The sequence below is a fragment of the Staphylococcus sp. HMSC063A07 genome (genome assembly GCF_001836955.1).
GTDB classification, from domain to species: Bacteria; Bacillota; Bacilli; order Staphylococcales; family Staphylococcaceae; genus Staphylococcus; species Staphylococcus lugdunensis.
This window is the reverse complement of record NZ_KV830905.1, coordinates 95,396-106,242: the sequence shown is the minus strand read 5'-3', so window position 1 is coordinate 106,242 and position 10,847 is coordinate 95,396. Positions and strand designations below refer to the sequence as shown.

Sequence of the window (10,847 nt, the reverse complement as noted above, 5' to 3'; positions counted from 1 at the left end):
TACCAAGCTTTTTTCAATCCTAGTCAATCTAGCCGAGGCGGGACTACAAATTCATAATGCATGCTGTCCTCGTCCCTCTTTTGTCATTTCAATGGATTAATATATTCAAAGCCTCTTATAGCTTAATCACAAGTTTTCCTATCATTTGATTGCTTTCAATAATTTGATGCGCATCATATAAATGCTCAGCTGATAAGCCCTCAATAACTTTTGTTGTTGTAGGTTGATAGATACCCGCTTCTATTTTCTTTGCAACATCTGTCAGATACTCTTGATGCTTAATCATATCATCTGTATTAAATACTGGTCTCGCAAACATAAATTCATGTGTTAACGTAAGACTTTTGGGCTTTAATGCATTTAAATCTTGCTTTTCTTTAAATGCCACAATGGTTGCTATCTTTCCAAGCGGTTTTACAAGTTCAATCATCGTATTGTAATACATATCAGTATCGTATGTACAAAAAATAAAATCTACAAATTCACCATGTTCACTGTGCAATTGTTGCACTAAATCATCATGATGATTTAATACGATATCCGCACCCATCTTTAATGACCATTGAATAGATTCTGGTCGAGATGCCGTAGTTATAACTTTTAAACCATATGCTTTAGCAATTTGTGTTGCAATACTACCGACACCACCTGCACCGTTAATAATTAATATTGTCTTATGTTGATTAAGCTCAGGATCAGTAGCAATGTTAAATACATCAAAAAGTACTTCTGATGCTGTAATTGCCGTTAATGGCAAGCTTGCACTCGCTTGGGCAGAAATATTTTTTGGTGCTTTAGCTATTAGACGCTCATCTACAGCATGATATTCAGCATTTGCACCGGGTCTTGATGATGTGCCTGCATAGAATACGACATCTCCAATATCAAACATTGAAACCGACTGTCCTACAGCTTCAACTTTACCTACGGCATCATATCCTAAAATACGCTGTTGACCATTAATAGGTCTGATACGTGTTTTCCCATCTACTGGATTAACACTTATTGCTTCTACTTTTACTAAGACATCGTGTGCATTTAATACCGGCATATTAATGTCTGTTTCATAGAAAAAATTACCTTCACTTAATTCAAAGGGTCTATTTGCTATAATTGCCTTCATTTCATTCACCTCAAAGTTTTTCTAAGTTACTCAGAAACTTTTACGATTTGTTTACCAAAGTTATCTCCGGTAAATAAGTTTTTAAATGCTGTAGGTATTTCATGGAAACCATGCGCAATGGAAACTTCAGTTTTAATTTTACCTTCTTTAACCCATTGTGCTAATTGTTCACTTGCTTCTTTAAATGTATCCGAAAATTCTGCAACTAAAAAGCCTCTCATCATAGCTTGTTTTTTTATTAATGTTCCTTGAATACGTGGACCAATATCCCTTTCTGGATGATTATAAGATGATATAGCCCCACAAACCGGAATACGAGCAAAACGGTTTAAATGTTTAAATACTTCATCACTAATCGCACCACCTACATTTTCAAAATAAACGTCAACACCATCTGGAAGCGCTGATGCTAATGCCTCAGCAAAATCGTCTTTTTTATAATCAATACCTGCATCAAAACCAAGTGTTTCTGTTAAATAATTAACCTTTTTAGTACCTCCTGCTATACCAACCACTCGAGCACCTTTAATCTTAGAAATTTGACCAACAACTGCTCCGACAGCACCAGATGCAGCAGATACTACAACGGTTTCTCCAGCTTTAGGTTGACCAATATCCAGTAATCCATGATAAGCTGTTTGACCAGTCATACCCAGTGTACTTAAATATAATTCTAATGGCACATCTGTTGATGGTACTTTATTCACTTGATTACTTGGTAGCGTATGAAATCTTTTCCAAGGTAACATCCCAATAACAATATCACCTTTTGTAAAGTCATCACTCTCGGACACGACAACTCTTGCCAAAACATGACCAATAATTGGTTGATTTAATTTAAAAGGTTGTACATAGGAATCTGAAGGTGTCATTCTGCCTCGCATATACGGGTCAACAGAAATATATAATGATTCAATTTGAAGCTCACCATTTTTAGGCGTTTGAACATCAATATTTTCATATTTGAATGTTTGATCATTAGGTATTCCTTCAGGATATTGATTTAATACAATTTGTTCATTTTTCATGACAAAGCACCCTTTCTCTCTTTCTTTCAAGTATAGTAGTCAAACGCCAATAGCTCAATTTCATTGCTTTTAAAGTTAGGTATATCCAGTAATTCTATGATTTCTTCCATAAAAATTGGATTATTTCATTGGCAACTTTGTTATTTTCGTGAAGTTGACTATGTTGCGCCGTAGCACCAGTGTATTGTGACTCTTTATAAGATTTGGGACTGTCAGCCAATAAATATTTTAATGACTTTGAAGAACTGTTAGATACGCGACCATCAGAGTGCGTACCATCTTGGATATCACCGTAAATATTTAATACATCAATCTGTTTGTCTTTATAGTTATTTTTGAGACCAAGTAATTGTTGATAATTCTCTGTCATTTTACTCGGCTTCCCATTTTTATCAACACTAATTTCGTTTACCTTTTCATTAAGATTTAAAACACCATTAAATGTTCCCGCAATGTTTACTTCTTTATTAAGTTGAGGTAATTGCGTATCTTGACCATATAATTTCATAAAATAAGCAAAAGATAAGTTTCCCATAGAATGCGCGACAAAATTGTACTGCTTAATATGAAAGTCGTTTTTTAATTTAGTTAACACATTTTTGATATGACTTGCATTTTGCTTAACATTACCATTTTTATTATCTTTTAATTCTATTTTCACAATTGGATTAATTGCATTTTTAGCTAACTTTCCTTTAAACGTAATATCTCCATTCTTGTCTACAATTGCTGTTATGACTTGATTGGTCACACCATGATTTACAGCTTGTTGCACCATATATTTCTCTGAATTTGCACTGCCACCATAACCATGCAAAAATAATGTTGCTGTATGCGAATGATTATAACTTGAACTATTTTGTTTTGATTGTGAGGATGATTGACATCCATAAGTTAAAAATAACATCAACGTTAATATTGCTATGAGTAAACCTGTTTTTTGAAATTTCATTGATTATACCACATCCAATTATTTTGTATTCAGTATACCTAAGTTAGTAAAAATTGCCATGAAAAAAACTCATATACTGATGTCTATGACTAGATGAATTACCTTTGACTTTAAAATATCTACTACTTCAATATATTGCCTTTTCTATAATAGCATTTTATGTTTTACAGAATAAAAAACACCCATCACAAATTAATTGGATGAGTGTTCTTAATCATATTAGTTATTTTATTTCTTTTGATTCAGCTAATTCTTTATACCAATAAGCACTTTTTTTAGGATAACGTTCTTGCGTTTCGAAATCGACATAGAATAAACCATAGCGTTTTTCATAACCATTTGACCAAGAGAATACATCCATCAATGACCAAATGAAATAACCTTTAACATTAGCACCATCACGGATAGCGTCGGCTATTACTTCTAAGTGTTGTTTAACATAATCGATACGCGCATCATCATGCACAGTTTTTTCAGATTCTATAAATTCATCTTTATAACCTAAGCCATTTTCTGTGATATAGATTTTATGGTAATTCGGATATTCTTTAACTACACGCATAATTTGATCATATAAACCTTTAGGATAAATCATCCAATCCCAGTCCGTTCTTGGTACATCAACATCAAACTCACGTTGTCCTACGCCTTTAAGTTGATATTTAGAGCCACCTTTATCACCTGTAGCATTGTGTGTAATTTCAGATTCTCCATCATAACCTCTCATCCAATCACTCATATAGTAATTGATACCTAAGAAGTCATTTAAATCTTTGGCAGCATCTAATGTACGTAAATCTTCATCAGATATATCAAGCTTTCCTCCGTTTACAGAGAGGATGTGTTGCACACCTTCTCTAGTTTCACGTGAGTAATGACCTAAATAAGTTGCATCTAAAATAAACTTGTTATGAATAATGTCTTCTAATTCAGCAGCCTTTACATCTTCAGGATTAGTAGGATCATATGGGTATTTTGTTGGTAATGCATGTACAACACCAATCTCTCCAGAATAGCCATTATCTTTGAATAATTTAACTGCTTTTGCATGAGCTACCATCATATTGTGATGTGATTGGAAGACCTTTGCAAAATCATATTTAATACCTGGAGGGAACTTACCAACTAAATATTGACCATCGCCGATAGGTCCAATTTCATTGAACGTTGTCCAAAAGTTAACTTCTGAAAATTCTTCAAAACAGAATTTGGCATAGTCAACAAAATAATCAATCGTGTTACGATTTAAGAAATCACCATCTTTATGCAATGTTTCTGGAGTATCAAAATGGTGTAATGTCACAAATGGTTCAACATGACGTTTATGACATTCTTTAAATAAATTATGATAGAATGCTACACCCTTTTGGTTTACTTCGCCATAGCCATCTGGAAAGATACGTGACCATGCTATTGAAATTCTTATCCCATTCACTCCGAATTTTTCACTTAATTCTAAATCTACAGGATAGCGATGATAAAAGTCACTAGCAGGTTCTGCCGTATACCAATAATTTTCTTCTAAATACGTATCCCAGGCAACACGACCTTTACCGTCTGCTTGCGTTGCACCTTCAGCTTGATATGCAGCAGTTGCGCCACCGAAAATAAAATCTTCTGGTAATTTCTTCATTATACATTCATCTCCTAATTATTTTTCAAATTGTTTCTGAACGAATTCTAAAGCTGCTTGCCCATCTCGTGTTAAATTGATATATTCTACCCCTTGCGTTTTCGCAAGTTTAATACCTAATCTATCAGTGTCTTGTTTAATATCTTCATAGTTTGAAGCTACTTGAGGTGCTAAAATAATTAACTGATAATCTTTCATAATATCCATATGTGCACCGTAACCACCTGCTGCTGCTTTTACTGGCACATTGTATTCTTCAGCTGCTTTATTTAAAGCATTAGCTAATAAACCACTTGTACCTCCACCAGCACATAACACTAACACATTGGTTTCTTCATTAATGTTATTCGTTTGTGCGACATCAGCTTGATGTGTTTCCTCACTTGCTGTTACTTCACTTGCTCCAGCAGTTGCTAAAATTGCGTCTGCTTTTTTAGTATCAAAGTTAGCTGATACTTTTTCTTGTAATTCTGTATTTGCTTCTTTATTGCCTAGTTCTTCTTCTAAAATTTGCTCATCATATACTTTCACAAACGGATAATAAATAATGACATCGACTACGATTAATACAATCGCTAAAACGAACGACCAAAAAGCAAAACCGGTACCCATCACGATACCTAAAGGACCAGGTGTTGTCCAAGGTAAAAATATACTAAAACTATTCATGCCAATGACATCAACAAAAAATTTGAAAATCCATACGTTAACAATTGGCGCAAATATAAACGGTATAAAGAATACTGGATTCAAGACTAATGGCGCACCAAATAAAATAGGTTCATTTACACCAAAGAAAGTAGGCACTACTGATGCTCGACCAATTGCTTTATTTCGTTTTGATTTTGTTAACCACATAAACATAAATGGTACAACTAATGTGGCACCTGTACCACCCATAGTTACCACGAACATTTGTGTCCCTGGTGTAATCACTTTGTCTGCATGCTCACCAGCTTGTAATAAATGCAAGTTGGCTTCAAGGTTTGCATACGTAATCGCTGCAATTGCCGGTTCAACTATAGAAGGACCGTGAATACCTACAAACCAGAAGAATGCAAATGCACCAAAGATAATTGTTACACCTACCCAACCGTCTGCAGCAGTGAACAATGGCTCAAACACTTTTAACACAGAATTGGCAACATTGGCATGAATTGTTGCTCTTGAGAGTAAATCTAAGCCATATAAAATTAAGATAACTGCAGATAAAGGGAAAATGTCTTTAAATACTTGCGAAATATTTGGTGGCACTTCTTTCGGCATTTTAATTGTGATGTTACGTTTAATAAAGAAATTATAAACAATAACTGTCACAAAGGCAGAAATAAAGGCTGTTAATAACCCTTTTGTTCCCATAAAACCACTTAAAAATCCACCATCTTTTGCAGGATCAGCCGCTAAAAATAAGAATCCACACATCGCTGCCATCATTGTTGAAATAAAGTTAATTTGATTCGTTTTCTCCAATTTACGGTTAAATGAATCCGTCAACGATTTCGCAGTCGTGCCGGCTACTAAGAAACCTACAATCCCCATCGTGTAGTTATAAGGTTTCATAAGCATACCTTCAACAGTCTTACTCCAAAAGAAACCAAAAACGTTAGGAACGTATGCAATTAAAATAAAAATACTAGAAAACAAAATTACAGGTATCGCCGCAATGAATCCATCACGAATGGCTCTTAAATAAATATTACGTGATATCTTTTCAAAAAAAGGCTTGCCCTTCTCGATTTGCTCAATTAGTTTATTCATCAAGGTCTTCACCCTCTTCTGTACAATTCAATTAGATGTTTCATTAAATCTTTTAATAATAATGTCGTCATTAAATGGTCTTGACCATGCATCATTGTGACACTATAGGCAATATCATCTCCTTGCGCTTCTTTTGCAAGTAAGCTTGTTTGTGCTTTATGTGCATTAGCAATACACGTGTTTGCTTCCTCAACTAAGCTTTCAGCTTGGTCAAATTTCCCATTTTGTGCTGCAGTAAGTGCTTCTAACAATTTTGATCTAGCATCTCCTGCATAAGCTACGATTTCAAAGCCAAGTAATTGAACTTCTTCTCTATTCATTAATCTTCCACCTCACAAATTACTGTTTCCAAGATGTTGCAGTAGTTGCTAACACTTTATTTAAATCATCTATATTTTTAAATCCTGTTGTACGTAACCATTCACGAGCCGCTTCTTCACCTTGTTCAATATAAACTTTAACTGAACCAGCCCATGTTGCACGACCACATAGAACGCCATTAAAGTTTGCGCCTGCATCATGTGCGAATTTTAATGTTTCTTGGAATAATTCTGCAGAAACACCTGCACTTAAATAGATATATGGTAAGTTTGTTGCTGCATCTTGTTCTTTAAAGTATTGTGCTGCTTCTTCTTTGCTATAAACAACTTCTCCTTGAGCAAATCCCTCAACATAGTTCATGTTGACTGGAACTTCAACTTTCAACACATCTACATTAAAACGTTCTTGTGAGAATAATTTCATCGCTTCATTAACTTTATGTGGTTTTACTTTAGCGAATTCAGCACTTTTATTATCAGCAATCTTATCATCATAAGATAAAACTTCTAAGAAGAATGGAATATCTTCTGCAACACACTCTGAACCAATACGTTCGATATATGCTTGTTTTTGAACATTAATTGCTTCATCATCATCCACATCATAATAAAGCAAGAATTTCACAGCATCTGCACCTTGTTCTTTTAAGCGTTTTGCTGACCATTCAACCAAGCAATCTGGTAAACGTCCTTTTGCATTGACGTCATATCCTGTTTTTTCATAAGCTAACAATAAACCACAAGATTTGTTGCGCACTTCAGAAGCTGGAAGACCGTATTCTGGGTCTAAAAGTATTGATGATGCATATTGCGTTAATTCTTCTGATACAAGTGATTTTAAACGTTCAATTTGTTCTACTGATGGCGTTTCAGTTTGATGTTCTGCCATCATACGTTTTAATGCACCACGTTGGTCAAAAGCAAGCGCTGAAATAATACCTTGTTCATTGCTAAGTTTTTCAATTGAAGCTACTTTTTGTGTTGATTTAGTCATTTTTTACACCTCTACAACTTTAATTTGTTGATATAATTGATCGTAATGCGCGATATTGATATGTCCTGTTTGCTTTTCTTGTGCATTGAGCATGCCAAGCGTGTTCGCTTTTTTTAGCAAATCTTCATCAGATTCATGGTGCAGTAAAGCTGAAGCAATACCTGCTACTGTAGAGTCTCCAGAACCTACTGGATTTACTACCTCTATTGTTGGAATATTCACTCTATAATATTTATGATGATGTTTTGCAAAAGCACCTTTACTACCTAATGACACGATAATCCACTCTATTCCTTCAAAAATAGGTTGTTCTAGTGCAACTTTTAATTCATGAACATCTTCTGAAATATTTAAGTTAATTAATTGATTGAGTTCATCAATGTTAGGTTTAATTACTGTTGGTTTAACTTGAGCATTTAACACGCTTTCCAATGATGCACCGGAACTATCTACAATTGTAGGAATATCTCGTGCCGCTGCCAATGCTACTATGTCAGCATAATAACTCGTTTCAAGTCCTTTTGGTAAACTACCTGACATCGCAACGACTTGTGCTCGATTTAACAACTGTGTTTCTAAATATGTTTTAAACTCTGCTGCTTCATCTGTGCTTACTGTAGGTCCTTGTTCTAAAATTTCAGTCTGTTGTCCCTCATGTAATATGGCGATACAATTTCTTGTTTGACCTTGAATGTGATAAAAGTTACGTTGAATTTGATTGGAATCAAGTTGACTTTCGATAAATGTACCTAATTCACCACCAAGCAAACCACTAGCTAAGACCTCATCACCAAGCTCACTTAAAACACGTGTAACGTTAAGTCCTTTTCCTCCAGCAGTTTTACCAATTTGACTCACACGATTTACTGTGTCTAATTTAAACTGGTCTAAGTGATATGAAATATCTACTGAAGGGTTTAAAGTTAATGTTAGTATCATTGTTAACCACCCTTAATCGTGATATACACCTTGTTTCCATTTTTCTAAAAATTCATCGAAGAAATGAGGATCCGATTGGTTATCATTATGAGCTTCTAAATGTTCAATTTTTGCAATAAGTTTTTTATTTTCTTCTGTTGGTTTATATTCCGCTTTGATAAAAGCATCTACAATATCAAACAATAATAATTTACCAATAATTGCGCCACCAAAGCTAACTACATTGGCATTTAATTCTTCTTTTGAATATAATGCAGATGTCATATCTCTTACTAAAGCAGTTCTAACGCCTGGAACTTTATTCGCAGCATTGCTAATACCAACACCCGTACCACAAATACAAACGCCTAAGTCTGCTTCACCACTCGTAACTGCTTCGCCTACTTTTTTACCAAAGATAGGATAATGTGTACGTGTAAAATCATAAGTTCCTACATCTAATACTTCATAACCTTCTTCTTTTAAATGTTTAGAAAGTTCCATTTTTACATCAGTAACGATATGGTCACATCCGATTGCAATTTTCATTATTAATTCCTCCTATTAGCACATTTTATTTAACATATCTACACGGATTTGATGACGACCACCATCATAATGGCCATTAACAAATTCTTTAGCAACATTTTTAGCTAACGTATCACCAACGATTTCTGCTCCCATAGTAATCATACGCGCATTGTTATGGCCTCTAGTCATATACGCAGAACGTTCATCAGATACTTCCGCAGCAATCATACCTTTAACTTTAGTAGCTACCATAAAACTACCTGCTCCGAATTTGTCTATAGCGATACCTAGATTGTCGTCGTTTTTTTGAACTTCGTTTATAACAGCCAATGTTGCATCAACAAAATCTAAATCTTTACCTTCTGTTACATCTACCACATCGTGATTTTGTTCAATTAAAAATGCTTTGACTACATCTTTCAAACGTTTACCGTCTACATCTGAACCAATAATTACAGTCATAATGATTCTCCTTTTTTAATAAATTTCGCGAGTATTATCTATTTTTACAAAAGCGCTTTCAAACTCTCTATGTTTAAATTATAAACATAAATAAACATAAAATCAACATTTATTGTTTGAATTATGTTTGACAATTTCGATTTTGACTGTATTTCAAACATCCTTTTCGTATCCAAAAAATAAAGACAAGATTGTCAAATTGAACAACCTTGTCTCAGTTAATTAGTTGGTTAATGAATTACTTCTGTGTATTTTTTTAGTTTTTCTATTTTTTCATCATCACTTTGATTGATAATTACTGCTGTTAGCTCAGTTAAATCACACATTTGGGTGAAATCCTCTTTATCTATCTTGGAATCATCTATAAGCAAGTACTTTTCTACAGAATGATTTAGTGCAATTTGCTGTGTATAAGCCTCATCAATAGTTGATGTTAAAACGTTTGAACCTTTTATCGCATTACAACTAAAAAACATTTTACTAAAACGTTTTGTCTTAAGTAGCGTATTTGCCATTTCACCAACAAAAGATTCTGTGAGCTCTCTCATTTCGCCTCCTAATAAATATACATTAAAGTGAAGCGATCGTTTTTCAAATAAAATTTTAAATACTGGCAAACAGTTTGTAATTACAGTTAGATATTCTTTTTCCATAATATTGGCCAATAACTCTATTGTTGTTCCTGGTCCTAAAAATATCGTATCACTTTCTTCAATTAGTGACACAGCCTTTTGGGCAACTTCTTTTTTTTGTTCTATATTTTGTGCATGCTTTTCTTGATGTGATTTTTCTTTAAACTGGAATACTGAGTTGCTGCGAGCACCACCATGTATCTTAGTCAATACCCCTTTTTCTTCCAGTTCAGCAAGATCTCGTCGAACGGTCATATCAGATACATTTAAATCTTCGACGATTTCATTTGTTCTAACTGTTCCTTTTTTATTAACTATCTTAGTAATTTCATCTAAGCGATCATATTTATTCATAGATATCCTTTCACATCCTGATATTAGTGAATTTTATAAATTTTGAATACATATTTTAAGATAATAACGAACTCTCCAGCAATCTAAGTATATCAGATGTATGGAATTAATAATAACAACACTTTTTAAACTTTAGTATATC

General features: G+C 33.9%; 11 protein-coding genes. All 11 read right to left on the bottom strand.

The features are described 5' to 3' along the window. Positions 1-115 precede the first annotated feature (115 nt). The 11 genes from HMPREF2597_RS01760 to HMPREF2597_RS01710 all read right to left on the bottom strand — a co-directional run bounded on the left by HMPREF2597_RS01760 (position 116) and on the right by HMPREF2597_RS01710 (position 10,705). Positions 116-1,123: a zinc-binding alcohol dehydrogenase family protein gene (locus HMPREF2597_RS01760; protein ID WP_002478916.1), complete on the bottom strand. Its 1,008-nt coding sequence runs from the start codon at positions 1,121-1,123 to the stop codon at positions 116-118. Positions 1,124-1,149: 26 nt separating this feature from the next. Next, on the bottom strand, positions 1,150-2,151 hold the full coding sequence (locus HMPREF2597_RS01755) for an NADP-dependent oxidoreductase (RefSeq protein ID WP_002478915.1): 1,002 nt from the start codon (positions 2,149-2,151) through the stop codon (positions 1,150-1,152). Positions 2,152-2,245: 94 nt separating this feature from the next. Beyond that, positions 2,246-3,103, bottom strand: coding sequence for an alpha/beta hydrolase (locus HMPREF2597_RS01750; RefSeq protein WP_002460003.1), 858 nt, complete (start codon positions 3,101-3,103; stop codon positions 2,246-2,248). Positions 3,104-3,326: 223 nt separating this feature from the next. Next, positions 3,327-4,739 (bottom strand): 6-phospho-beta-galactosidase, encoded by a 1,413-nt coding sequence (lacG, locus tag HMPREF2597_RS01745; RefSeq protein WP_104013903.1) that lies wholly within the window; start codon positions 4,737-4,739, stop codon positions 3,327-3,329. A gap of 15 nt (positions 4,740-4,754) precedes the next feature. Then, a complete protein-coding gene (locus tag HMPREF2597_RS01740; RefSeq protein WP_172952947.1) occupies positions 4,755-6,497 on the bottom strand; it encodes a lactose-specific PTS transporter subunit EIIC in 1,743 nt (580 codons plus the stop codon). A gap of 5 nt (positions 6,498-6,502) precedes the next feature. Next, a complete protein-coding gene (gene lacF / locus HMPREF2597_RS01735) occupies positions 6,503-6,814 on the bottom strand; it encodes a PTS lactose transporter subunit IIA (protein ID WP_002460006.1) in 312 nt (103 codons plus the stop codon). Positions 6,815-6,833: 19 nt separating this feature from the next. Beyond that, positions 6,834-7,808, bottom strand: a complete 975-nt coding sequence (lacD, locus tag HMPREF2597_RS01730; protein WP_002460008.1) for a tagatose-bisphosphate aldolase — start codon at positions 7,806-7,808, stop codon at positions 6,834-6,836. Positions 7,809-7,811: 3 nt separating this feature from the next. Further along, the gene (locus HMPREF2597_RS01725; RefSeq protein WP_002478851.1) at positions 7,812-8,747 is read right to left on the bottom strand and encodes a tagatose-6-phosphate kinase; all 936 of its coding nucleotides are present in this window, start codon (positions 8,745-8,747) and stop codon (positions 7,812-7,814) included. A 12-nt stretch (positions 8,748-8,759) separates the two neighbouring features. Further along, positions 8,760-9,275 carry a galactose-6-phosphate isomerase subunit LacB gene (gene lacB / locus HMPREF2597_RS01720; protein WP_002460010.1) on the bottom strand — a complete coding sequence of 172 codons (516 nt, stop codon included), beginning with the start codon at positions 9,273-9,275 and terminating at the stop codon, positions 8,760-8,762. A gap of 15 nt (positions 9,276-9,290) precedes the next feature. Further along, positions 9,291-9,719: a galactose-6-phosphate isomerase subunit LacA gene (gene lacA / locus HMPREF2597_RS01715; protein WP_002478850.1), complete on the bottom strand. Its 429-nt coding sequence runs from the start codon at positions 9,717-9,719 to the stop codon at positions 9,291-9,293. Between the two features lie 230 nt (positions 9,720-9,949). Then, positions 9,950-10,705, bottom strand: a complete 756-nt coding sequence (locus tag HMPREF2597_RS01710; RefSeq protein WP_002460013.1) for a DeoR/GlpR family DNA-binding transcription regulator — start codon at positions 10,703-10,705, stop codon at positions 9,950-9,952. Positions 10,706-10,847 lie beyond the last annotated feature (142 nt).

Coding starts and splice junctions, on each gene's coding strand:
- HMPREF2597_RS01760 (WP_002478916.1), bottom strand. CDS start 1,123: ATGAAGGCAATTATAGCAAATAGACCCTTTGAATTAAGTGAAGGTAAT.
- HMPREF2597_RS01755 (WP_002478915.1), bottom strand. CDS start 2,151: ATGAAAAATGAACAAATTGTATTAAATCAATATCCTGAAGGAATACCT.
- HMPREF2597_RS01750 (WP_002460003.1), bottom strand. CDS start 3,103: ATGAAATTTCAAAAAACAGGTTTACTCATAGCAATATTAACGTTGATG.
- lacF (WP_002460006.1), bottom strand. CDS start 6,814: ATGAATAGAGAAGAAGTTCAATTACTTGGCTTTGAAATCGTAGCTTAT.
- lacD (WP_002460008.1), bottom strand. CDS start 7,808: ATGACTAAATCAACACAAAAAGTAGCTTCAATTGAAAAACTTAGCAAT.
- HMPREF2597_RS01725 (WP_002478851.1), bottom strand. CDS start 8,747: ATGATACTAACATTAACTTTAAACCCTTCAGTAGATATTTCATATCAC.
- lacB (WP_002460010.1), bottom strand. CDS start 9,275: ATGAAAATTGCAATCGGATGTGACCATATCGTTACTGATGTAAAAATG.
- lacA (WP_002478850.1), bottom strand. CDS start 9,719: ATGACTGTAATTATTGGTTCAGATGTAGACGGTAAACGTTTGAAAGAT.
- HMPREF2597_RS01710 (WP_002460013.1), bottom strand. CDS start 10,705: ATGAATAAATATGATCGCTTAGATGAAATTACTAAGATAGTTAATAAA.